This is a genomic window from Fibrobacter intestinalis (genome assembly GCF_900167415.1).
Classification (GTDB): domain Bacteria; phylum Fibrobacterota; class Fibrobacteria; order Fibrobacterales; family Fibrobacteraceae; genus Hallerella; species Hallerella intestinalis.
This window is the reverse complement of sequence record NZ_FUWU01000036.1, coordinates 1-24847: the sequence shown is the minus strand read 5'-3', so window position 1 is coordinate 24847 and position 24847 is coordinate 1. Positions and strand designations below refer to the sequence as shown.

The 24847-nt window shown below is 49.9% G+C and carries 21 protein-coding genes; 17 read left to right on the top strand and 4 right to left on the bottom strand.

Annotated elements, in window-relative coordinates; translation table 11 throughout:
- The first annotated feature begins 293 nt into the window (after nt 1-293).
- The 9 genes from B5D40_RS10200 (at nt 294) to B5D40_RS10165 (ending at nt 12803) form a co-directional block, all read left to right on the top strand.
- Nucleotides 294-2033, top strand: a complete 1740-nt coding sequence (locus B5D40_RS10200; RefSeq protein WP_078776814.1) for an AAA family ATPase — start codon at nt 294-296, stop codon at nt 2031-2033.
- Between the two features lie 27 nt (nt 2034-2060).
- Nucleotides 2061-3302, top strand: coding sequence for a class I SAM-dependent RNA methyltransferase family protein (locus B5D40_RS10195; protein ID WP_143394332.1), 1242 nt, complete (start codon nt 2061-2063; stop codon nt 3300-3302).
- Between the two features lie 37 nt (nt 3303-3339).
- The gene (locus tag B5D40_RS10190) at nt 3340-4509 is read left to right on the top strand and encodes a LysM peptidoglycan-binding domain-containing protein (RefSeq protein ID WP_078776812.1); all 1170 of its coding nucleotides are present in this window, start codon (nt 3340-3342) and stop codon (nt 4507-4509) included.
- A complete protein-coding gene (locus B5D40_RS15685; protein WP_158222063.1) occupies nt 4506-4670 on the top strand; it encodes a hypothetical protein in 165 nt (54 codons plus the stop codon). Before B5D40_RS10190 ends, B5D40_RS15685 begins: the two co-directional genes overlap by 4 nt.
- Nucleotides 4671-4682: 12 nt before the next feature.
- Nucleotides 4683-6728 (top strand): sensor histidine kinase, encoded by a 2046-nt coding sequence (locus B5D40_RS10185; protein WP_078776811.1) that lies wholly within the window; start codon nt 4683-4685, stop codon nt 6726-6728.
- A gap of 3 nt (nt 6729-6731) precedes the next feature.
- Nucleotides 6732-7451 carry a response regulator transcription factor gene (locus B5D40_RS10180; protein WP_078776810.1) on the top strand — a complete coding sequence of 240 codons (720 nt, stop codon included), beginning with the start codon at nt 6732-6734 and terminating at the stop codon, nt 7449-7451.
- A gap of 26 nt (nt 7452-7477) precedes the next feature.
- Nucleotides 7478-9970 carry a WD40 repeat domain-containing protein gene (locus tag B5D40_RS10175; RefSeq protein ID WP_234978168.1) on the top strand — a complete coding sequence of 831 codons (2493 nt, stop codon included), beginning with the start codon at nt 7478-7480 and terminating at the stop codon, nt 9968-9970.
- Nucleotides 9971-10140: 170 nt separating this feature from the next.
- On the top strand, nt 10141-11907 hold the full coding sequence (locus B5D40_RS10170; RefSeq protein WP_078776820.1) for an ABC transporter substrate-binding protein: 1767 nt from the start codon (nt 10141-10143) through the stop codon (nt 11905-11907).
- Between the two features lie 83 nt (nt 11908-11990).
- Nucleotides 11991-12803, top strand: a complete 813-nt coding sequence (locus tag B5D40_RS10165; RefSeq protein WP_073302005.1) for a CDP-alcohol phosphatidyltransferase family protein — start codon at nt 11991-11993, stop codon at nt 12801-12803.
- Between the two features lie 111 nt (nt 12804-12914).
- Here the strand turns inward: B5D40_RS10165 and mpaA are convergent, their stop codons facing one another.
- The 3 genes from mpaA to ruvC are packed head-to-tail and all read right to left on the bottom strand — an operon-like array spanning nt 12915 to nt 14880.
- Nucleotides 12915-13634 (bottom strand): murein tripeptide amidase MpaA, encoded by a 720-nt coding sequence (gene mpaA, locus B5D40_RS10160; protein WP_234978167.1) that lies wholly within the window; start codon nt 13632-13634, stop codon nt 12915-12917.
- Nucleotides 13631-14317 carry a M15 family metallopeptidase gene (locus B5D40_RS10155; RefSeq protein ID WP_078776807.1) on the bottom strand — a complete coding sequence of 229 codons (687 nt, stop codon included), beginning with the start codon at nt 14315-14317 and terminating at the stop codon, nt 13631-13633. The genes mpaA and B5D40_RS10155 overlap by 4 nt, the downstream gene beginning before the upstream one ends.
- A complete protein-coding gene (ruvC, locus tag B5D40_RS10150; protein WP_073302011.1) occupies nt 14314-14880 on the bottom strand; it encodes a crossover junction endodeoxyribonuclease RuvC in 567 nt (188 codons plus the stop codon). The genes B5D40_RS10155 and ruvC overlap by 4 nt, the downstream gene beginning before the upstream one ends.
- Nucleotides 14881-15011: 131 nt before the next feature.
- Between ruvC and B5D40_RS10145 the strand changes: the two genes are divergently transcribed.
- From B5D40_RS10145 to B5D40_RS10125, 5 genes are read left to right on the top strand one after another with little or no spacing between them, the layout of a single operon-like run.
- On the top strand, nt 15012-16904 hold the full coding sequence (locus B5D40_RS10145) for a CHC2 zinc finger domain-containing protein (RefSeq protein WP_078776819.1): 1893 nt from the start codon (nt 15012-15014) through the stop codon (nt 16902-16904).
- Nucleotides 16904-18097, top strand: a complete 1194-nt coding sequence (locus B5D40_RS10140) for a glycosyltransferase (RefSeq protein ID WP_078776806.1) — start codon at nt 16904-16906, stop codon at nt 18095-18097. The genes B5D40_RS10145 and B5D40_RS10140 overlap by 1 nt, the downstream gene beginning before the upstream one ends.
- Nucleotides 18094-18396, top strand: a complete 303-nt coding sequence (locus B5D40_RS10135; RefSeq protein ID WP_073302014.1) for a Dabb family protein — start codon at nt 18094-18096, stop codon at nt 18394-18396. The genes B5D40_RS10140 and B5D40_RS10135 overlap by 4 nt, the downstream gene beginning before the upstream one ends.
- 9 nt (nt 18397-18405) lie before the next feature.
- A complete protein-coding gene (locus tag B5D40_RS10130; protein WP_073302016.1) occupies nt 18406-19092 on the top strand; it encodes an HAD family hydrolase in 687 nt (228 codons plus the stop codon).
- Nucleotides 19089-20228, top strand: a complete 1140-nt coding sequence (locus B5D40_RS10125; protein ID WP_078776805.1) for a family 8 glycosyl hydrolase — start codon at nt 19089-19091, stop codon at nt 20226-20228. The genes B5D40_RS10130 and B5D40_RS10125 overlap by 4 nt, the downstream gene beginning before the upstream one ends.
- Here the strand turns inward: B5D40_RS10125 and B5D40_RS10120 are convergent.
- Nucleotides 20225-21070: a hypothetical protein gene (locus tag B5D40_RS10120; RefSeq protein ID WP_078776804.1), complete on the bottom strand. Its 846-nt coding sequence runs from the start codon at nt 21068-21070 to the stop codon at nt 20225-20227. The two genes, B5D40_RS10125 and B5D40_RS10120, sit on opposite strands and share 4 nt — an antisense overlap.
- 192 nt (nt 21071-21262) lie before the next feature.
- Here B5D40_RS10120 and ychF point away from each other — a divergent pair, with 192 nt between their 5' ends.
- The 3 genes from ychF to B5D40_RS10100 all read left to right on the top strand — a co-directional run bounded on the left by ychF (nt 21263) and on the right by B5D40_RS10100 (nt 24771).
- A complete protein-coding gene (gene ychF / locus B5D40_RS10115; protein WP_078776818.1) occupies nt 21263-22363 on the top strand; it encodes a redox-regulated ATPase YchF in 1101 nt (366 codons plus the stop codon).
- Between the two features lie 906 nt (nt 22364-23269).
- Nucleotides 23270-23779, top strand: coding sequence for a hypothetical protein (locus B5D40_RS10110; RefSeq protein ID WP_143394334.1), 510 nt, complete (start codon nt 23270-23272; stop codon nt 23777-23779).
- 125 nt (nt 23780-23904) lie between these two features.
- Nucleotides 23905-24771 carry a hypothetical protein gene (locus tag B5D40_RS10100; protein WP_143394335.1) on the top strand — a complete coding sequence of 289 codons (867 nt, stop codon included), beginning with the start codon at nt 23905-23907 and terminating at the stop codon, nt 24769-24771.
- The last annotated feature ends 76 nt before the right edge of the window (nt 24772-24847 follow it).

Sequence of the window (24847 nt, the reverse complement as noted above, 5' to 3'; positions counted from 1 at the left end):
GTTTTAAAAAAAATTTAACACAAGTATTTGATAAAGAATTGTATATAATTTCCAAATTTTACATACAAATGATTACGTCGATTTTCAAATCCCAGCGAATCTACATTCATAAACACCCCTTTTCGCGATTCCTTTTCCGGCCACCTCTAAAAATTCATTTTCAAAAAATCGGTCGCATCAGAGTTACTAGTCCTTAGTTATCAGTTGTTAGTGCGCTTCACCCAAGCAATTTTTAAAGGTCGTCTTCCCTTTATTGTCAATATTTCCATTCAAAAAACATATATTTACCCTATATGGAATCACCTCGGCAGATAATCAACCAATTCTTATCGAATAATTTTAGTTCCGAAGATCTGAAAGGAGAACTTTTCCGAGCGGCGGAAGCAGCGGAACAAGTCGGAATGACTTACATGGAAGCCACCTTCCAGCTGGGAGACCATGCCAAAGAAGAAGGACTTTCGGAAGAAGAATCGGACGCGATTATCCGACGGGCTTACGCTGCGGAAAAGCGTTCCCGCGAACGGGAGCCGGCGCCACAAGCCCCTCAACAGGCGGCTTCAGCTGCACAGCCCTCTACGCAGGCGATGCCCGCCATTGCCGCAACAGGAGTCGCTCAACCCATCATTGCAGGTTCCATTTCCCTGGAACAGGTTCTCGCTATGGGACTTGATGCCAAAGCGCTGGAACTGTTGCAAAATCACAGAATTGATCCCGAAGCGCTGAATATCCCGTGGCCGACGCCGGATTGGCGAATGGATTTTCTCAAGCTGCTGGACGCCCTGTTCAAACCGGACGAATCCGTCGAATACAAGATGTCCAACACGCCCAAAGCAGAAACGAACACGGTCGCAAGCATTTTGGAGCAATCGAACGGCATCAAGAAAACCATGAAAGCCCTTGACGGACCGGACGGGGCTCTCGTTTCCATCAATGCAGTCAAAAGCTCTTCGGAAGAAGACGAGTCTTTCCGCTATCGCTACGCCGTGGTCGATAACCCCCAGATAAGCCTAGCCAAACAGCTCGCCTACTACAAGGCACTCAATTTGCCCTGTGCCGCTCTGGTCAATACGGGAGCCAATTCCGTGCAGGCGTGGATAAAAATCCATGCCAAGAACCGGGCCGAATACGACGAGCGGGTCGAATACCTGTTCAAGACTTTGGAAGAGCAGGGCTTTGATGTCGAAAACCGAATTCCCAACCCAGCGCAAATGGTCCGATTGCCCGGAGTTCTCCGAAACGGAAAACAGCAATATCTTATCGGACTGAATCAAGGTGCGCAGACTTTCGAAGCGTGGCAGACCTGGGTCGAATTCTGTCTCGATGGCAAACCCCTTATCGAACTGGCTAGCGACAACGACGACGCTCCCAAAAAAGAAAAGCTCTTCGTCGATAATGCTTTGCAGGCCGGCGAATTCATGCTGCTTTTAGCGCCTCCCAAATCCGGGAAATCTTTCGCCTTGCTGGATCTAGCCCTTTCGCTCTCCTACGGCGACGACTGGCTCGGCCATTCCACACACAAAACGGACGTTCTGCTGGTAAACTTCAACCATTCGCGTTCCACCGTACTCGGGCGGCTTTTTGCCGTCGCCGCTTCCCGCGGACTTTCCGCATCCATTCCCGAAATCGGCTTCCTGAATCTGCGCGGACAAGCGCTTTCCCCGCTGGAAATGGCACAGTGCATCGCCAAAAGAGTCAAAGGGGCGAAAAAACTCGAACTGCACGACTACGGCGTCATCATCATCGATTCCCTGTCGGCCATTTTGCACAACCCCAAAGCCGTGCGTAACAATATCCCACCCGAACAGGCTTTGCTCCTTTTAGCGGAAACTCTGATCGCCCTGACAGGCTCCGCAGTAATTGCCGCAGTCAATACGAAAGAATTCCCGCAACTCGAAGCCCATGCGGATTCCCTCATTTCCCTGTCGCCCATCGACTCCCACCCGAATATGTTCTGCATCCGCGGGAATTTCCGGAACTTCCCCCCGTCTCCCGCCCAGGATTGCAGCTGGCACTACCCTCGTTTCATCATTTAACCGACTTCATTTATGCAAAGAAAAAAAATGGAAAACCGCGGAACATGGAACCGCACTTCCCCAAAGCCCGGTCCCAAGGACGCCGCCCCCAAAATCGTGGGTCCCATTCCCCCGGATCTGGAGGGGAAAAAAGCCTATCTGGAAAACTGGGTTAAAGAAAACCGCATTCCCGGAAAGATTCAAAGCTGGTTTACCCAGCCGTCTAAAGCGGAGACCAGCGACTGGAGAATACACTCCCAAATGCTCTCCAAGACAAACCGCGTCCTTTCCATCGAAGGCCCTTACAAAGGAGCCAAGCCCCCGAAAATCGTCCTCGACATCGATGCGCAGATTCGCAAGCCGCACCTCTCCAAATTCCGCAAATCCGTTCTGCAAATCTGGTTTCGTGCGACAGGGGACGGGCGTTACGGACTTGCCGTCCAGACCATCCTGCATTCGGCGGAAGCGACCCGCGAATTCAAAACCTTCATGAATTACCTGAAGCACGAGCATTCGAGCGACATCCTCTGCTGCCACCAGATCCAGATTCGCCCCGTTCAAGCGTTTGATCCCGCACACCCATCGCCGGATTCGCAAATCGAATTGCACAAAGGTTTCGGAAACGAATTTTTGCCCATTGCCGGAACAGGACAAATGTTCCACATCGCCGATTGGACTCCCCGAGCCAAAGAACCATGGCTGGCGCTGCCCAAGCGGATTCGCGAAGCCATCCACCCCTCAAAAGAAGACAAATTTTTAGAATGCCATGCGGGCCCCGCCTATATCGCCGAAGCGCTCTCTCCCTATTTTTCGGCATCCTATGCGGTCGATCAACGGAACATTCCCCGCCAAGTGCCCCACGTTCGCATGATCCGTTCCACCGTCGAAAAAGATTTCTTTGAAAAATTCTTCGCGGGCAAAGGAAAGGAAGGCAAATGGACCATCTACCTGGATCCTCCCAACGGAAAAAGCCTAGGATCCCTCGTTTCCAAAATGGCAGCCTGTCGCCCGGAACGCATTTTATTGAATTCTTCCAATTTGTCCGTTGCCACTACCGAAATCAAAAAATTTCGCAATGAAGGCTACATGCTCCGCAAAATCATTCCGCTGGATTTGGAACCCGGCAGCAATACATTCCAGACCCTTTTCCTGTTCGTTCCCGATCGGGCGGGACTTCTCGGTCGCAAAACGCCGCATCCCGGCAAAGTGATCAAGCGCATCGAAAAGCCGGCCACCGACATGTCAAACGCTGCGGAAACAATCCGTTTCACACAAAAGCGGCGCAAATGATTTTTTTCACCACTTGAAATAGTTTAAATTGATAAGTATGAGGCTGATAAAATACATTTCCGTTACCCTCGCCCTTGCCGCTCTCGCCGCAAGCGCCTATTTCGTTAAAGAAGGCGATACCCTTTGGGATATTTCCGACGAATACCTGAACGATCCGTTCGCATGGCCGGATCTTTGGGAAAACAACAAGCACATTCAAGACCCGCACTGGATTTATCCCGGCGACTCCATCTATCTGGGAAGTGCGCCCGATACTTCCGTCAAGCCGGAACCGAAAAAGCCGTCTGCACCGTGCGCCACGGCCGCTCCCGACTCCACGCTTCCCAAAGGCGTTTCCATTCCCAACGGTTGCCTTGGCGACGAAAACAACAACTTTGCCAAAAAACTGGGCAAGCTGGCAAACGATTCCAGCCATCAAAAACAAAAACGCCTCGCCCGAAAGGGAACGTCCTATTTTTATTCGCAGCGGGCGCAACCGAAACTCTTTAACGGCTACTACCAGATTTTAGCTCCCGTCGTCACCCATCCGGACAGCCTGAAAGCCGACCCGGACTGGTTCACCATCCGCAGCGGAGAAAAGCGGGAACCTCTCGTTCACACGGTCGAAAAGGAAGTGGTCGTCGGAATCGGCATGAATACGCCGCAAAAGGCCAAAGTGGGCGACATGGTCGAAATCTGGGACACCCGTCGTGTGGATTTGCCCAAGACCAAAATCCGCGCCAAAGAAGATGGGGCGATTCTCCGCTTTGCCGGACTCGCTCGGATTACCGATGTCGGCGATACTCTTTCCCGGGCGATTATCATCCAGACCATGCGCGAAATCAAAATGGAATACGCCAAAGCCCGCTTGCAAAAGCCCTTTGCACCGATCAATGTCAACGGCTACTCGCGCATCCAATCCGTGGCGGTCAAGGATATGGCTTTGATCCGCTATACCTTGGGAAAGAATCTGGTCATCGGCCCCTATGAATACGTCCTCATCGACCAGGGTTCCGACAACGGCTATGCCCTCGGAGACGGCGTCGCCATCTGGGAAAAAGACCGTTCCGATTCGCTCATTCCTCCGCGTCTGCTTGCCCGTGGACTCGTGACCAGCCTGAGCAACGAAAAAGCGATTATCCTCATCCGCGAGTCCTATTATAGCGACCGCCGGATTGAATTTGGCAATCTCGTTTCGATAACCCATAAGGTTCAGCTGGCAAAATGAAATTCAGGATCGTCATTGTCGCCCTATGGATTTTTGCCCTCCTTATCGCGGGACAATTATTCATGACGGTCCTTTTTACAATAAGCCCGTCCACAGCCGACGCCCTGGCGCAAACCCTCGGACAAAACAAACTTTCGCAGCTGGTTCAAATTTTTTACTGACCAAGGCAAACGGTGAATCTTCCGAAGAACAATCGCATTTTCATCGTGCTTTTTTTCTGCGGGATTATCATTCCGACAGCGATTTTGGCCTTTCTCAGTTTTCGCAACGTCCAAAGCGAACTGCTCTTGACGGAAAAGAACTTTGAAAATGCACAAAACACATTTTTAAAGCAGACGGTCCAAATTGTCCAGAATGAGCAGAAAGAAGTTCTGAAAGAAACCAAAAACGCCTCTCAATTTTTATACGAGCAGCCACAAAAGCTTTTGGAATTTGGCAATGCGGCCTCCTTTAAAAAGGTTCAGGGAGTCAAAGCGATTTTTCTATTCAACGAAAATAGGCTGGTCTTTCCGAGCATTTCTTTCCACACCAAAACGACGGAAGCCATTCCCACGACCATTCCCGGAAACATCGAAAAAGAACTGATCCGGGGAGAAATTTCTGGACGCGGTCCCGACAAGATTGCCTACGCCCGATCCGCGGTCCTGATGCGCGCGCCCCTGATTTCCCGGCAAGACAACATTTTGAATCTTTTGGGACTTTTACGTTTGCACTACAAACAAAAGGACTTTGACGCATCCCTTCAAATTATCGACATCTTAGAACAATATCCCCATGCCAACGGCTATCTGCTGACGGACCTCCACGAATCCCTGCACCTGCTCAAATTTGAAATTTTTGTAGAGCAGAAAAAACACCAACAGGCGGAAAACTACTGCCTGCAACTCTTTTCGCAATTTTTAGAAGGCCGGTCCCTACAGAACATCAGCAAGGCGAAATATTTTTTCGACAATGCGTTAAGCCGGATTCTTTCCTTTGAAGATCTTTCCCAAAAAAAACGGGACGCCTTTTGGAATCTGCGAGAGAATCTGAATCGCCAGCTGGAACACGCCGAAATTTTTACTCTGCACAAAGAATTTCTGCAAAAATTTTCCGAAGAACAGTTCCCCGCCAAAGACGGAATATTCTACAAACAGGATGCCGACCAGCTTTTTTTCCGCATGGCATATCCGTGGCTGTCCGGCGATCAGGTCGTCATCGGAATGCTGGACCGCGACGCCTACCGCAAACGCATCTGCGAAAAGCTTTCCGAAGTTTCCCGCGAATGGAAAAACATTTCCTACGCGATTACCGACAGCAGGGATTCCACGATTTTCGGCCAGCCTCTCGATTCCCTCACCGTCATTTCCAAACAAATTCTCCTTGGCGAAGGACTCGGCTGGACTCTCACCCTCTACAATCGCAACTCGCAAGAAATTTACAGCGAAGCGCAGCACAAAATTTTCCTTCTTTCGGGACTTGTCGCCTTCTCGCTCTTGACGGTTCTGCTCGGTTCCTTCTTCATCCTCAAATCCATTTCCCAGGAACGCAAACTGATTTCCATGAAAACCAATTTCCTTTCATCGGTTTCCCACGAACTGAAAACGCCCTTGACCTCCATTAAAATGTTCGCCGAAATGATTTCCAACGGGCGCGTTCAAAAAATCGAAAAATGCCAGGAATACAGCCGTTTTATCGGCAAGGAATCAACTCGGCTCGAAAATCTGATCGCCGCCATCCTCAACTACACCCGCATGGAATCGGGAAAGCAAGTCTTCCATTGGGAAAAACTGGATCTGTCGGCGTGCGTTGAAAAAGTTTACGAATCCATTTTGGACATTGCGGACAATCGGGGAATCACCCTGACCAAAGAACTCGCTCCCGGCGCATTTGTCATGGGAGACTTCGCATCGCTCTACAGCATGGCGCAAAGCCTTATCGAAAATGCGATAAAATATACCAACCCTCCGGGAAAAGTGCATATCCAGACCCGCATGGAAAATGAAAAAATCCTATTTTCTGTAATGGATACCGGAATCGGCATCGCTTCTTCCGAGCAAAAAAACATTTTTAACGACTTCTACCGCGTCGGCGACGAAATGACCCGCAGCACCAAAGGCTCCGGCCTGGGACTTGCGATTGTGAAACGCGTGGCAGAAGCACACAAAGCGAGCGTTTCCGTACAAAGTCATCCCGGCAAGGGGTCCACTTTTACGGTAAAGCTCAAAAAGGCGGATTAAAATATGGAAAACACCAGAATACTCATCGTCGAAGATGAAGAAATCATCCGAATCGGATTGAAAGACAATTTTGAATTGGAAAACTATATCGTCGAAACGGCAGGCGACGGCGACGAAGCGATTCAAAAAGCGGATTCCTTTTTGCCGCACCTGGTCATTCTCGACTTGATGATTCCCAAGAAAAGCGGTTTTGAAGTCTGCCGCTACATCCGAAAAAAGCATCCGGACACATTCATCATTATGCTGACCGCCAAAACCGAAGAATCTTCTAAAGTGACGGGACTGGAAATGGGCGCGGACGACTATGTGACAAAACCTTTCTCCATTTTAGAGTTGCTCGCACGAGCCAAAGCTTTTCTCCGCCGAGGACCCCGTACCGGCGGCACCGTCGTTCCACAGGCGGAGCCATCCACTCAAGACATCATTGAATTTAACGGCATTCGAATCAACTTCAAAAGATTCGAAGCGACCAAAAACGATATGCCGTTCGAAATGTCCGCCCGCGAATTTCAAATTCTTCAATATTTTTGGAGCAAACGCGGTGAAGTCGTCTGGCGCGAAGACCTGCTTCAAGATATCTGGGGATACACTCCCGAAAATATGCCTTCCACCCGAACGATCGACAACCATATTGTGAATCTTCGCAAAAAAATCGAAACCGATCCGACAAACCCCAAAATCATCCTATCCATCCGCGGCGCCGGTTACAAATTAGACGTCTGATCGGCCAAAAAATGCGCACCCATCTTTTGAAAAAAATAGTCCTCGCGATACTTTTCTCTATCGTCTCCGTTTTCGCATCCCGCATGTATAAGGAACTTCGGGAAGCTGTCTATCAGTTTGAAATCAAAGGCAACTTTATGGATGCGCAGGATCAGCTTTCCCGCATATCCCTGGAAGGCGATGAAGAAGACCGCAGCAACGCTTTTTTTCTTTTGGGCAAAATCCAGGAAGTGACCGAAAATCCGCAAAACGCCGCGTTCTATTACAGACAAGCGTTGATAAATCCCCAGTCTTCGGAGCACGCCTATTTTCTAGCGAGCCGCATCGCCACACTGGATTCCTCGCCGGAGCGCATCGTCCTGAGCCGCACCCGCTTCCCCGTTTCCATCCGAAAGACTTTTGAAAATTCCTCGCCCTCCATTCTTCTCGCCAACAACCAGCTCTACACCCTGCACGAAGAAAAACTCGTCGCAGTCCCCACCTCCATTCCCAGCGAATCCAAAATTTTCGCCATTTCGTCTCAAGGAATCTGGTTTTCCTCCCTTGCCGAAAACACGCTCCAGTTCCAACCGAAAAACACCAAACAGGCCATTCACATTTTCACTTTCGACTCAAAAATTCTGGATGTTTTGCCCGTATCCAACCAGAGTGCCATGGTCACGACCGAAAAAAATTTCGCCTACCTCTTCAACGAAGGAATCCGATTCTCTATCGAAAACCGTTACCGCGGCTGCACTCCCGTCGGCATATATGAAGCCCAAAACGAGCTTGTCCTCAACTGCCAAGACAACGCGCTGCATTTGATCGACGCCGAAACGGGCTCCGAAATGCAGACGCTCTCCCTGATGGATCCGATTCAGCATACCCTGCTCACCGAGGACGGCACCTATGTGGCTTCCGCAAATTCCATTCGCCTTTACCGCCCGCAGAACGCTCTCAGTTTCCAATGGGAAAGCAAGTGCAACCCGATAGAAAGCATGACCTTTTTCGGAAATCGCATAGCGGTTTTGGAAACCGGGGGAAACCTCAAACTGCTCGATCCGCACACCGGCAACGAAACGAACTCGACCCAAATAGATGGCGAAATTCTTTTTGAAACCGCCCAGGGGGCTTTGGGAATTTTTTCCCAAGAAGGCGCACTAACCGTCGTCAATGAAGAGCTGCAACCGCTGTGGGAATACCACTTTGGCAAGCCCCTTTCTGCGAAGCCATTCAAAAATCAAGGTCGAATCTATTTGCCCTTCGACAATCAGGAAATCATCACGATTACCGCTCTGCACTATGGGAAAAAACCGATTCTTTCCCAGCAATTCGCATCGCTCGCTTTTTCGGAAATGCACAATGGGGATTGGACAAACGCCAAAGCGCACATCGATTCGGCAACAGCACTGGAACCGGGAAATCCGACCGTCAATTATTTGCAGGCCGTTTATCTGGAACAAATCGGGGCAGACGAAAATACCCGGGCAAACGCTTGGGCGAACACCGTCCGCTATTCATTCGGCAATGCCAAAGATTCCCCCAAAATTCTGGATCATTTTGCCAAGATCATCGGCGCCCATTACGTCCATTTTCTGCCGCTCTCCCCGCGCACTCCTTACCCGAACCTCTTTAGCGCAGGCCATAATCTTTACACGGTGGATCCCGCAGCGCAGCAGCTTTTCGCTATCGACCCCGCAACGGGAACCATCCGCTGGAAAAAAGATCTCGGCTTTCTGGAAACCAGTCCCGTTTTCGCCAACAATTCTTCCAGCTTGGCATTGGCCAGCGGATTCCGCATCCAGATTCTGGACTTGCAGCACAACGGCAAAATGCGCTACAGCGACCTGCCCGGAAAACCTTTCCAGATTCAATTTTGGGACAATTCCATTTTCGTCTCCACCTGGAACGGCTACTTTGTCAAACTTCTCGCCCCCAATTACAGCATCGCCTGGGCGAGAAAACTTTTCAACCTTCCCTTCCATTTCGACATTTCGACATCTTCCATCGCCGTCTCCAGCCTAGAGGGAAGTTTCGGATTTGTAAATGCGGCAACAGGTCAAAACATCGATGAAATGCTGGAAATCGGAGCCAACGTTTCCTCAATGGAACTTTCAGACACCCTGGCGGCCATCGCTTCCGAACAAAACGAAATCTACGTGTTCGCCCCTCATCAAAAAAAGCCGACGCACACGATTCAAACCGACTCACCCATCCTCTCCCTCCATTGGGCAATCGTCGGCAACACGCCCTATCTTTTAACCATGACGGCCAGCCAAAAAATCCACCTCTATGGGCTCACGTCCAAGACGCCGCTATGGACTTATGCCGGGCAAGGCTCCGTCTATTCATCGCCGGTGATAAACGGGAACAGCCTTTATATTGATCAAAAAACGCATATCGCCAAAATATCGCTTGCCAAAGGGATTCTGGAAAAATCTTTCAGCACTCCCGGCGGAGCTGGAACCCCCTTTATCTTGGACAATACCCTTTTCTGTCCTTCGCCTAAAAGGCTGCTTTACGCATTTCCACTGAAATAACGGGCGTTTAACACCGATGCCGATTTGCAACGGAAAAATGTTCTTTAAAAATTTTTATCATAATAATCTTTTTTTTACTTAAAAATTTGCGACAAACTTGTTCGGATTCTGTAAATTTAGAATAGATTGTATTCGTACAATCAAAAGGTGGGTTTGTGTTGCATACAAAAATGCCAAATTGTCGTATTGTGAATCTCCTTTCCGCAGGGATTCTGTCTTGCTTCTTTTTGAACGCATGCCAAGAAGATTCAGAAAGCTCTCCTAAAGTCGCGGAAGAATCCTTGTACCCGCGCGCCCAAACCCTTTATATCGGCGGTTTCGACTGGGCGCCCCCCACGACATTCAATCCTTTGGATGGGGATCCCAATTTCCCCATAGACGGCAACATCCGCCTGATGTACGAATCCCTTTTCGCTTATAATAATCTGAACGGCAAAACAGAACCCATGCTAGCCAAGAGCTTTGTCCAGACGGACTCCTCCATTCAAGTGGAATTGGACGAGCGGGCGCGCTGGAGCAACGGGGAAAAAGTCAGCCAAGAAGACGTCCTGTACACTTTCTACATGGATTCCATCTTCCCGACACCGCGTCACGGCGGCTGGCGCTATATCGACCGGATTAAAACGACGGGGAAAAATCAGCTCGAATTCGTCATGAATAAAAAAGAAAAGAACCCTCTAGTTCTTTTGAGCCTGATTTCGGAAACTTCCATTTTGCCCAAGAGCGTTTTTAAACCCATCGTCGAAGCCTCCAAAACCAACGGACGCTACAATTACGCCAACGTTCTTACCTTTAAAAACGATTCCTCGCCTGTTGTTTCGGGCCCTTACAACCTGGATTCCTACTATCCCGACAAAATCGTTCTGAAACGAGTTGAAAATTATTGGGGAAACGCCAAGCACAACGGCAAAGCCCCCGCGCCGCTCTATATCATCCACTCGCTTTACACAAGCAACAATCTGTTCAACAATGCCATGACTAAAGGCAATTTGGACATTTCGTCTATTTTTATGCCCCGCATCTGGGAAAAGAAACGGGACGACATCCGAGCCTGGAGCCTCAAAGAGCCCTATCACTATCCGGGATCCATCCCAACTCTTTTCATCGCGACGACAACGACTCCGTTTAACGATATCGCTTTCCGCCGCGCCCTAGCCCACGCCATCAATTTTGAAAAAATCAAATCCGTCGCCGTATCCAATTATACCGATGCGATGCGCCCCGGATTCATTTTGCCATTCAATCAGGAAGCCCGTTATTTTAATGAAGAAGACGCCAAGACATACGGCTATTCTTACGACTTGGTCAAAGCCCGGAAAATCCTCTCCGATGCCGGCTACTCCTGGGATAACGACGGCAAAATTCTAAACAAGGAAGGAATGCCGATTCGTCCGCTCAGCCTGGAATGCCCGCAAGGATGGACAGACTGGGAAGACGCCATCAAGGTGGTCGCCGAATCGTTTAAGGAATTGGGAATTTCCACCAACCAGCGTTTTGTGGACTATAGCGAATGGGAAAAGGATTTGCGCTATGGCAAATTCGACCTGGTGATGAAAACCCAAACGGCGGATCTTTCGGCGGCAACGCCGTGGGGGCGTTTCAATCAGGTGATGAGCAGCAAGGACTTCAAACCTGTCGGCGAAGAAGCGTTTTCAAATCCCGGGCGATTCACAGATCCCACTGCGGACAGCCTCTTGGAATTGATTCCGTCTTTGACCGATTCCACGGCGCTGAAAGAAGCCTATCGCCATCTCAACCGCATTTTTATGGAAAAAATCCCGGTTTTGCCACTGATGTACCGCCCATCGCAGTTCTACCAGTTTTCGACAAAGCACTGGACCAACTTTCCGACCGAAGAAAATCCCTACGCCCCACCCCAAGCTCTTATCATTGGAGCCAGCGTAAAAGCACTTTGGGAAATCAAGCCGGTTCAATAATCACAAACAAGAGAAATAAAAAAAAGCGCGTTCGTTTACGGGCTTTTTTTATTAGATTGTAGCCACGTTTTGGAGACTTTACAATGAAAAGAGCGAAATTTATCCTGCCGAACGCATTCACCAGCATGAACTTTTTGCTGGGAGTTTTTTCTATTTGCTGGTCCGCAGGAATGTTCGCCGGCTATTCCGCCCTGGATCCGTTCCGTATGGCTGCCTATTTTGTCCTTTTGTCCGTTCTATGCGACAAGCTTGATGGTTTTGCTGCCCGACTGGTCAATGCCAGTTCCGAGTTCGGCGCCCAGTTCGACAGCCTAGGGGATCTGGTCGGCTTTGGCCTTGCCCCCGCATTCTGCCTATTTTTCAGTTACAAGGCAAACGCTCCGGAATGGCTGGACAAGAATCTGGTGCTAGTCATTATGGTTTTCGCCATTTACGTTCTTTGCGCGGCGATGCGGCTTGCCAAATACAACGCGATGGATTGCGATTCCTACAAGAATTATTTTTCAGGCCTGCCCAGCACTTTTGCGGGAGCCATCAATGTCATCCTTTTGAGCTATCTGACACTCCACAATCTGTTCTCTCCGAGCAACACAAAGCTTTTGATTGTTCCGGTGGTCGTCATGCTCGTTACCGGCCTGATGATGGTCAGCCCCTGTTTTCTGCCAAAGCTCCATCCGTTGAAAAACAAGTTCCTTGCCGCAGTCCAGATTATTCTGGTCGTTATCACCTACCTTTGCGGCTTTTTCTTCATCACCTCGGACACGGGACTTCAAAACCTGATTCTTTCCTATCTCCTGCTCCTTTGCGGAAGCTATATCGTTATCGGTTTTGCCATCGGTTTTGCCAAACGCGCCTCCATCCTTTCCGAAGCCGAAGCCAACAAAGAATCTCTTTAGGCCTCTTCTAAAAATCGCTTAGGTGAATACTTCGACAAGCTCAGCAACCGTGCTTCGGCCTGTCGAAGGGTCGTGACCGCTTGTCGAACTAGTCGAAGGAAAGACAAAAAATCATCCTGTATAGGACTGCAAAAATTCTGCCAGCGGTTCCGCAAAAAGGGAAACGAGCTCTTCTGGCGCTTCCCGGGGAAGTTCCACGGTGACGCATTCTATTCCTTTTTCCGAAGCGAACGTGCCAAAACTTCCCGGCGTCGGATAGCCTACGCCCTTTTGCCAAGGCAAGCGAAAAACCGTTTCCATTTTCTGAGAAAGTTCCGTTTGCGTTTCTGAATCGATTATTCCGAAAGGGGAATGGAGAGCGACCGCTTTTTTCACGGAAAGAGAGCGGATTAGCCGAATCAGCGCCTGCGTTTCCGGTTCGCTCCCCGCAAATTCCCCGCAAGACAGTTCGGTGATTCGGGGAGATTCCAAAAGAAGCCGCGAAAGAGCCACGCCTTTTTGCCAGTTGCGCGTCGGGAAATTCCGGTTGAGATCCACCCCGCGCGCATTCGCCCGCGTCCCCCGCAACGCCCCGTCGGGATTTGCCGAAAGAACGCAAGCCACATAGGGTGGCGAGTTTCGGAGCATCCGCAAAGCCCGGGAAAGCAAAAATGTCGTTTCAGTCTCTTCGCCATGGATGGCCGCAAAAATGAGCAAGCGAGCTTCCTTGGCGGCGGGCAAAAAACGCAGCGGAGTTCCTTCAAAAGAACGTCCGTATTCCTCCAATGGAAACGGGAAAATCCCCTGTTCGACCGGGCTGCGAAAACCAGAAGCAAACATATCAACACTCAAATAGGCGACGTTTCAAAATAAGGAAAGACGTAATCCCGCATCAGCTCGTCAAAATTATCCAAAATAGCGCTTTTCAATTCGATATCCGATTTTTCATAGATCCTGCGCAATTCCTGCGGGCGAAAAAGCCGTTCCAGCTCGCGAGCCGAAGGCCGATGGGACAAATGCCAACGCTCGGGCTGGATTTTTCCGCGACCGGGAACAAAGACCCTTTCAAAACCAAACGAAGAGCCGCCTTCGATTTCCCGAGAAAGCCATGCGTGAAATTTGGCGAACAGAGAATCGCATTCTTCTTCGGTCAATTCCACCTGGTATCCCGGCGGAACGCTTGCGCCATCGACGACATCGATTTCCGTTCCAAAATGGTGCCGGGATGTGCCGGGAAGCGCCGACCAAAAAAGAATCGAACGCATCAACGTTTCTTCATCACGCGGCAGTTCCCGAAAAGGAATGCCGTTCTTATCAAGCAATTTCAGCTTCCCTGTCGCCTTGCGATTCCAAATGGAGAGCTGGCGATCAAAAGAACGGTAAGCGCTCTCGATACGCAGGGAAAAACCCGACGCAAGAGCCGACGCCGACAAAGCCTGCAAAGGCTTCAGAACGCTTTGCCGCACACGATACTCCGTTTCCGGAACAAACACCAAACCGTCATCATCCAAACCAAACGCTGAAAGTTCCGTCATTCGGGTAACTTGCCTCCCATTTTCACAATCAATTCCCGCAGCTGCTTGCTTTTTTGCGACGTCGATTTGCGGGGAGAATGCAGCACCGTTCCCTTTTGCAAAAAGAGATGGGCGCTGGCGACGGCAAGCGCATCGGTCGCATCCAGCTTGATTTTCCCTTGGCAAATGCCCAATCGAGACGTCACCATAGCCGCCACTTTTTCTTTGGACGACGCACCGTCTCCCGTCACCGCCAACTTGACGGATCGCGGGCTGTATTCAAAAAATTCCATGCCCAGACGACGACACATGACCAGAATCGCCCCTCGGACATGGCCGAGAATCATCGCGCTGTGAACGTTCTTCGCAAAAAAGGCGCTTTCCATGATCAAGACCGACGGGTTGTACTCCTTCACCCGTTTTTCCAAATCGCCGACGATTTTCACCAGCCTGTCAGCAAAAGAATCCCGGGATTTTGCGGAAATCGCTCCGTATTCCAGCACACGAATCGAATCGTCCGCGCCCTTATCGAGAAACGCATACCCGGAAGTGTAGGAACCGGGATCCACACCGAGAAAAACCATACGGGAAAAATGTAACTTTTGAAAAGGGAAAAAGCCGGCGAGCTTCTGCGAACAGGCCGATTTTTAAGTTCTCTTTCCCTTCTTTCCAACAAGCTACCTGTAAAATTTCTATGTTGGGAATCGAGGTGCTTATGCTCATCGAAGAAGACAACATCGGACTTTCCCGTGTAAAAACCCACCCGCGACGCCTGGGAGTTCCCCTGACCCGTTGGGGGCGCAATCTGGCATCCCAATGCCCTTTTCACGCTCCCGAGGAATCGACCCTCTTTTTCTACGATTCCCTGGGCTACTGGCGTTATCACTGCGTCCATTGCGGGGCCGATGGCGATCTGGTTGAATTTCTGATGCGTAGCCGCTTCAACGGACTTGACGAAAATGCCGCCCGCAAAGAAGCGCTCGACTTTTGGGGAGCCTCCGAAAATGAATTAAAAATCCAAGAAGAGGACGAAGCCGCGCATATTCAAGAAATCGGAGGAGCCAAAGTCCGCGTCCTGGAAAGCTTTGTACGTTACTGCTATTGGGCCGCGACCAAGAGCGAAACCACCGCCGAATTTTTAAAAGAAAGAAACTGGACTTTGGATCAGTCCAAACTTTATGGCATCGGTTATTACAGCGGCGATCCGGAACCGTTCTTCAGCTACGGACTCCTCTGCGGACTCAAGCGCCATGAAATCAGTTTTTACCTAGACAACTTGGACATCTCCCACGAACCGCGCCTCACGATTCCCGCCCGCAATTCCAAAGGCGTCATCCATTCCGTTTATGGGCGGCTTTTGGACAACTGCTCGCCAAATTGCAACGAAGACGTTTACATTTCCTATGCGTCCGGGCCGTTGGACATTCCGTTCAACATCCAGCAAGATATGGAATCGCCAATCATCGTCGAAGGACTTTTTGATGTTTTGACCGCCGACCTGGCCGGAATTCCCGGTATGGTTTCAACGATGTACCAGCCGTTCAACCGCAGCCATCTCTACAAGCTGAAATCCTGCGGAGCCGAAAGCATATCGCTGGTTCTCCGCAAAGAAGCCAACCGAAGAAGCCAGGAACAGCACATCCGCAAATGCCTGGGACTCGCCGAATCCGAAGGCATCCGATTCAAATCCATCGTCCTTCCGGCAGGGGAAACCGCCGAATCGCTTATCCGTTCCGATGGAGCCGAAGCCTTTATGGACAGAATCCGCGAAACAGCGGAAGACACCATGCAAACGCACCGGAAATCTGTCCTGTTGCAAGACATCAAAGAAAATTTCAATTCGGCAATCAGCCGCAATGCGGATTCGGACGTCGGCCATCGACTGCAAAACTTCCCCGCTTTGACCCATGCGCTCGACGGCATCCAGCCCGGCTACTATTTTCTGACATCCGACCCCTACGGATTCAAAAGCCATGCGCTCTCTTCGTTCACATTGGACCTCATCGAAGGAAATCCCGACGCAAAAGTGATTTACGTGGCTCTCGACAGCCCTCGCCGTGCAGCATTGAATCGCTTTATCGCTATGCTCGCCGGCGTTTCGGAAGCAGACGTGCATAAACTCAGCAAAGACGACGAAATCAACAAGCAAATTCACGTTGCCACGCAAGAACTTATCAACTATGTAAAAACCGACCGTCTGGAAATCTGGGAAGACAGGGAGACATTCCAATACGAATCCTTCTTGAAAGAACTGCAAGCTGAAATCGCCGAGCACCCGAATCTCATTTTGATTGTAGATGGGATAGACCACCTGCGCATTTCGGACCGGAGCGACATTCCCGATTTGAACGAACGGCGTTCTTCGGCCATCCTCGACTTTTACAAGACTCTTGACATTCCCGTTTTTGTCAGCGGCTCCGTCATCAAAGACGGCGATCACATTTTAGGTCCGCGACCCTTCCTTCGCGATGCCGATGCGACATTCTGGCTAGAGCGCAAAGAAGACGGCGCCCTTTGGCTTACCGTAAATCTCAAAAATTCCGGTTCCCTGCTATATGAAGCGAACCTGCTCTTCTCGGACAAATCCTACCGCATGAAAGAGAAATAATGAGCCGCCTGGTCATCGTCGATTACAATAATTTCTGGAGTCCCTCTGGCGGCGGCGTCCGCCGCTATCATCTGGAGCGTATGAAGTTTTACAAGGAAAAGACCGATGCGCTGCTCGTCTTTGTGCAAAACGATGGAAGGACTTTCACCGAAAAAGTTTCCGATTCGCTGATTATTGAACACACGAAGGCATTTCGTTTTCCCGGAAACTGGGAGTACCGATTTCTGTGGAAAAACGCCGACATCCAAGTCGCCCTCAAAAAATACCAGCCCGACATCGTGGAAGTCGGATCGCCGTATATTCTTCCCAAGGCGGTTTCCAAAGCCTGCAAGAACATGGCGAAGCGACCTGTTCTCACGGCATTTTGGCATGCGGATTTTCCCGTGACCTACGTCCGGCGCTTTTTTGAAAAATGGGGATTCAAACGCCTTGCCCAATTCGGCGAAAACGCCGCCTTTGCTTACGCCCGCTCCAGTTTCAAAGATTACGCCGTTTTGGAAGCGAGCTGCCACGAAGTCATGGAACGCATGCAACGCCACGGCTTTGCCGAAAACCGGCTCGAATGGATTCCCCTCGGCGTGGATTTGCAGACTTTCCGCCCCGAAGCCGCAGACGAAAAACTGGTGAATGAAATCAAGGACGGCAACCCTGAACGTCTGACGATTTTTTTTCCGCACCGTTTTTGCGACGAAAAAGGACTGCGCCTGTTTTTGGACGCCTATCCGATTTTATGCGAAAAACTGGGACATGAACCCGCCGTACTTTTTGCCGGCACAGGACCGGATTTGCCGAGAGTTCAAAAAGCAGCCGAAACTTACAAGCATATTCGTTACGAAGGATTCATCCAAGACGCCGCCGAAATGGCGCGCCACTATGCCAGCGTGGATTTGGGACTCGCCCTTTCCGGATGGGAAACTTTTGGACTTTCCATTTTGGAAAGCATGGCTTGCGGCAATGCGCTCGTGGCCGCATCCACCGGAGCCGCTGCGGAACATTTGAAAAATTCCGGAGCAGGCGTCATTCTCGAAGAGCGAACGCCGCAGGCTTTGGCAAACGCCATCCTAAAAATTTCCCAGATGGGAATCGCCAATTTGAAAAGCAAGGCGACGGACTACGCCAAAAAATTCAGCTGGCAAAGCTGCTTTGAAAGGCAATTCGCCCTGTATCAAAAAATCATCAAGGACAGATTATGATCAAACACATTGTTCTTTGGAAATTGAAACCCGAAGCCGAAGGCAAAACCGCCGAACAAAATGCCCAAGAAATCGTCGCCCGATTCAAAACGCTGGAAGGCAAAGTCCCGGGGCTTCTTTCGATCGAATCCGGAATCGACTTCAACCGCAGCCCCGCAGCCTGGGATGTCGGTCTCGTGACGGCTTTCCCCACCAAAGCGGACCTGGATTTTTACCAGGACTTTCCCGCCCACGTCGCCATCAAGCAATTCATCGGCAAAGTTTCCAGCGAGCGCTGCGTCATCGACTACGAAATCTGATTTGTTCCAATGGAAATTTCCGGTGTTCTTTTTGACCTTTATGGGACGCTTTTCACCTACGGCAATATGTCCCGGGCTTTCGGCTTTTGGCACGAAGATCTGACACGCGCACTGAAAAATCTGGGAATATCGGTTTCCGTTTCCCAAGTTTCCAAGCAGTGCAAGCATTTTTTTGCCGAAGACATCCCCGAAAAAGAGGGTTTCACCCTTTATGAATCGCGCCTGAAAATTCTCGCCGAACACTTTGGAATTTCTCCGGATGTAAACTGGATTAAGCACACCGCAGCCACTTCCATGAACCGCTGGCAGCGAATGGTTCCGCTTCACCCGCAAGCGATTCCCCTTTTACAGGCACTGCAACGGCAGCAAGTCCGCATCGGCATCGTTTCCAATTTTGAGCACGGGCCCCACGTCCGTAAAGTTTTGCGCAAGCACGGACTTCTCAAAATGCTCGACGCCGTCGTGATTTCCAGCGAAGTCCACCACAAAAAGCCCGAGCCCGAAATTTTCCAGATCGCACTGGAACGCCTTGGAACCAACCCCGCCAACACCCTGTTCGTCGGCGACGATCCGAACCGTGACATCCGTGGAGCAACCGCCATCGGAATGCAGACGAAGCTATTCCAAAACGGCTCTTCCCTGCTTTCCATTTTCGATGAATTTTTTCGGGCAAGCAAACGCGACATTTCCAAATGAACAATCCGTTTCAACTCATCGGCAAATCCGCCGCCGAAGTGCAGCAAAAAATCCAGAGCGCATTCCATAGTCTTTTTGAAGGAAACGACTCCAGCGAAAAAATCTGCTTCGACTTTCAGCAGTACAAATGCATTATCGACATCGGGCATTCGGACATCCGAAGCGAGGGAATGAGTTACGGGATGTATATCGCCGCCAAACTCGGCCTTCTGGAACTTTTCCAAGCCCTTTGGGAATTTTCAAAAACGTATCTGCAAAATGCAGAAACCGATGACGCTCCCTATTTTGCATGGCAAGTCGGATTCGACAAAAAACGTCAGGGGCAATTTTTCAAAATGGATGCAGGAGCCGCCCCGGATGGCGAAGAATATTTTGCAGCGGCACTTCTGTTGGCGGCTCGCCGATTCGGAAACAACGCATACCGAGACGAAGCATTGAAACTTCTCCATGCGATGGCGCATAAAAAGCCCGCCGGAAAAGTTCGCGCCATGTTCGACCCGGAAAATTTTCTCGTCCGATTTTCTCCCGTGGAGGGCAACGATTTTACCGACCCGAGTTACCACACCCTCGCCTTTTACCGCCTCTTTGCTGCAGAAACCAAGGATACTTTCTGGGAATCCGTTTACAAGCAAAGCGTCGCCTTTTTGAAATGCGCAGCCCATCCGGACACGGGACTTTTTCCGGACTACGCTGAATTTGACGGTTCACCCAAATCCACAGCGTTCTCGCCTCACAGCGATTGTTTTAGCGGGGACGCCTGGCGCGTCGCCTACAACCTGGCTTTAGACGCCAACTGGGAAATTCCCGGCATTTGCGAAAATGAACATCTGCTCGCCAAAAATTTTGCCCAAGAAACGATCCGAAAGATGCTCCGTTTTTTCAAGTCGCAAAAAAATCCACGCGCCGACTACCGCTTAAACGGCATTCCCTGCGAGAATTCCCGTCCCATCACAACCGGCCTCATCGCGATGAATGCCGCAGCCGCAGCCGCCCTCGACTTCTCCCTGCAGCAAGACCGAGAACTCGCCCGCGATTTTCTGAACGCCCTCTGGAACGTTCCCATCCCCACCGGCACTTGGCGCTATTACGACGGCATGCTGTACCTGCTCGGCTTTCTCGCCCTCTCTGGCCGCTAGTGATTTTCAATCTTCTGCGGTTCCAGGTAAATATCTTTTTCCAGCCGTTCGGCAAAAGGCTTCGCCCAATGACGCTCCGGAGCAATCCGGCTCTTGGTTTTGGCACCAAATTCTTCATAACTTAAAAACAGCAGATTTCCCAAGCGCGCATCCCAAAGAGTCCACAGGGACATCCAGCGAAAGCCGCCGCTTTTCCCCAGTTTCGGTAAAATTTCAACCCGGACAAAAACGGGAATGGTCAAATAGCGCACATTGTAACGCTTCGACACCGCGGCCAGTTCCCGCCGAATTTCCCGCGGGATTTCCCGTTCAAAACGCGAATAAATTTCGGAATCGTCCGTTCGGGATTTCCAAAAGGCCGTATCCAAAAGCGATTTGCCATCGCCCAAAGCCGTCGAAAGAATTTTCTGCAACGCCTCCCGAATCCACAGGGAATCTCCTTCGGGAATTCTTAAACCTTCCAGCATCTGTTCGCGATTGGCTTTCGGAAAGCGACGCGCCAAAAGGGAATCTTCAAAATGCGCCAAATCAAAATCCACCGCGTCGTCGCTAAAGCTATGGCAGATTTTACTTCCTTCGGGGCAATTCGCAAAGACTTTCGATGTCGGAAAACTGCCGAGCGTCGCCGCAGTTTGAAAAGCCGTATTTATCTTCGGATGAATCTCCACAAACTTCCGCTCGTCAAAAATTTCCAATTCCATTTCCCCTTGCTCGCCGCAATCCTCGCACCCGAAATCCCCCGGAGAATCCTTTGCTCCCGACGATTGCCCATTCCCGGCGCACGCCCCTAAAACCCAAACGCCCAACGCCACAGAAAATCGAAACCATGAAATCCAACGCATAAACACAACTTACTAAAAAATGCTTTAGGAATGAAACCGGCCCGGCATTTTTGCACGAGGATTTTTTTGCGGACAGCGCAGCCGAATCGCCACGACTGCCTATTTCGGGAATTCGAAGCATCTCATTTTTTGAACGAACGCCGCTTGACTAAAAAATTGTTAGATTTGGACGCGTTTCAAAAGGAGTTCAATATGAGTCTCAAATGCGGCATCGTCGGTCTTCCCAACGTCGGCAAAAGTACGATTTTCAATGCGATTACAAATGCAGGCGCCGAAGCCGCCAACTACCCATTTTGCACCATTGAACCCAACGTCGGCATGGTCAGCGTTCCTGACGGGCGCCTCAATGAACTCGTCAGCGTTTACCACCCCAAATCCATCGTCCCTGCCGTCACGGAATTTGTCGATATCGCAGGACTTGTCAAAGGAGCCAGCAAAGGCGAAGGCCTTGGCAACCAGTTCCTGACGCACATTCGGGAATGCAACGCCATTATGGAAGTCGTCCGTTGCTTTGACGACGAGGACATCACCCACGTTCTCGGTTCCGTTGATCCAGTCCGGGACATCGACATCATTGAAACCGAACTGATTTTAAAAGACCTGGAATCGGTGGAAAAGCGTCTGGCGAACGAAAATAAAACCGCTCGCACGGGAAATGCCAAGGCCAAGGAAAACGCCGAAGCCTGTAGCATTCTGAAAAAAGGACTCGAAGAAGGCAAAAGCGCACGGGAATTTGTCGGCAAAAACGGAGACGCCCTCGACGCGATAGTGCAGGACCTTGCCCTCCTTACCGCCAAGCCACTCTTCTACTGCGCTAATATCCGCGAAGATGAAATCGGCACCGAAAACCAATACGTCAAAAGCCTAAAAGAATTTGCCGCGAAGCAGGGCACTTCCGTCGTTGTCATCAGCGGAAAAATCGAAGAGGAGCTTTCCAAAATGGAAGCCGCGGACAAAGAAGAATTCCTCAAAGAACTCGGCATGAAAGAATCCGGACTCGATTCCGTCGTGCGCGAAGGCTACCGGATTCTCGGGCTCCAGACATTCTTTACCGCCGGCGAAAAGGAATGCCGCGCATGGACTTTTGAAAAGGGAGCCAAAGCTCCGCAATGCGCCGGCGTCATCCACTCCGATTTTGAAAAGGGATTCATCCGCGCCGAGACCCTCGCCTTTGAAGATTTCCGGAAGCACGGTTCCTGGAATGCCGCCAAGGAAGCCGGCGGCGTCCGGACGGAAGGCAAGGACTATGTCGTCAAAGACGGCGACATCATGTTCTATCTGTTCAACGTGTAAGGATTGCGGCTACGTTGCTAGTGGGAAGTTAAAACGACCCCTCAACCATCCGAGAAGAGCCGATGTTTTTATCAAAAAGGACGTTGTTCTCCTTAGCGAAAACCCTGTACTTGAACGCTTTCTAGAAAAAAGAAGCCGTCAGGCAATACAGGCCTTTGGAGACATATCCGCGAGAGAATCAGGTTTTTAAGGACTTTGAGTGATTAGGGGTCGGATCGGCGTTTTTGTAATGCGCCGCCATCGAATTTCCAAGCCAGTTGATTTCGGCGAGACAAAGGACGCTGTTCACTTTTTTCATTTTACCTCCATGTTTCGGCATTCGTGGAAACTACGTTTGTCCCCCCGCACTTGGGCGCGAAACGGGAAAATCTCGTTCGACGTCCCTGACTCTGGGCAATAAGCGGGAAAATCTCGTTCGACGTCCCTGACTCTGGGCAATAAGCGGGAAAATCTCGTTCGACGTCCCTGACTCTGGGCAATAAGCGGGAAAATCTCGTTCGACGTCCCTGACTCTGGGCAATAAACGGGAAAATCTCGTTCGACGTCCTAGGAAGGTTACAACACAATAATCTTGCGAGTTTTGTCGGCATACTTTCCAATTCCCGGCAATCAGCTCCGCATTTTTCTAATTTTCCCCACGACATAGCCCCGTATCGTTTGGTGCGGAGCGCCCGTTTTATTGAGTATTTGCTCTAGTCTCATAGTTGAAATCTGGTAAATTGAAACATTGCACGAGAATAGGGCAGGCTACTCACGTCCCAATTGGGGCGTGGGTTGTTTGTTCTTATCCGTGCAATAGGCTTTACCAGAGCCTCAACTATAGATAAGATGCATTCAACTCCACGCCTTTTTTTCGTGGGCTGAATGCCGCGCAGGGCGGAACTCGCAACGATAAGGAACCGCCCGATGATACGCGACATTATGCAGAAGAACGAGAAGGTGAACCCGAACAACGACCTTCTCAAAAAGTTGAAAGCGCTGATTCCGAACGCCTTCGGAAAAGAGGGAACGGTAGATGCCGATGCCATCCGTTATTGGGCGGAACTTGCCGTGGGCGACAAACACCTGGTGGTCGAAGAACGCGAAACGTTCAATTTTCTAGGCAAAGATTACGCCCGGCTCCTTTACGCGCTCGACACCGAGACGGTGATTGTCCCCGACGAAGAAAACAACAGGAAGAACGAAAACAAGGACAGCGAAAACCTTTACCTTTCAGGCGACAACTTGGAAGTCCTCAAGCACTTGCGCCGCTCCTACGAAGGACAGGTGAAATGTATTTACATCGACCCGCCCTACAACACCGGCTCCGATGATTTTGTCTATAACGACAGCTTCGATTTTAGCGAAAAGGATTTGCAGGAAAAGTTGGGCATAGACGAGCCCGAGCGTGCACAGAAAATTTTGAAGATTATTTGAAACGAATAATTTTGTCCCCCCCCCCCCCAAAAAAAAATGAATTCCTTTCTAGGCGATAATTTTTCAAAAGTACTCGCCATACGATTCTTTTTTTGTATGTTTCTACGCAAAAAAAAGGAATCTTTATGCCACAGAATAACGCAGATCTAGGAATGACAATCCAAAAATGCATTTGCGAAAAATATAATCTAGAACCTTCTTATTACGCACAAAGCCAATTTAAGGCAAATTACAATCCAGAATACAGGGAAAAAGTTTTCCCCTTAATTAATCGTATTTTCCAAACTTTAGGAAGTGTTCCTGTTCTTTGCACGACCTTATCAGACGCTCTAAATCCCAATGAACGGTACTCACCGCACAATTTCTTATTGTCTTCAGGAGCATCTCTTTCCATTCGGACAAATAAGAGTAATGACAAAATTTGTCCTAGAGTCATTGGTCAAGGAGGAATCAACACATTTAACGATTTTTTTTCGGACTTTGCAAACAAAAGCATTTCTGACAAGCAAGAAATCAAGGAAATCGTCATCAACCATATCCACCAAATGATTCCCATCTTTGTCGATTACCTGCTGCAATCCGACTACACGGTATGGATATCCGATTTCGACGCGGGAGAATTCCACATTCTAAATCAAAAGAACTATGTGGATTGGGAATATGATAGAAACAACTTCTCGTTCACAAGAAACCTTGCCGTATGGAAAGAAAGTACCACATTAAAATATGACAACATTTCCATTGCAGAAATACAAATCCATAAGAACCGGACATTCAAATTTCGCTTCGCAATGCGCGGCGTTATGCAATTTATGCGAACGCTCACCCAAACGACGGAAACGTTCGGAATGACGGCCGAAAAGGCCATATGCGACGTATTTGGACTCGAGTATCCTAATAATTTAAAAAAACGCTATGCACCCGATATCCAAAGAGAACTTTCTCCTATTGTAACTGAAGCTTTCGATCACTTGCCCAAACCTATTATGTAGTCGTCCCTTAAAATCCCGCCCAGCCCGCATAACTATTGGGAAAAACTGATTTCTACCCTGTGAAAATATTGCAAGG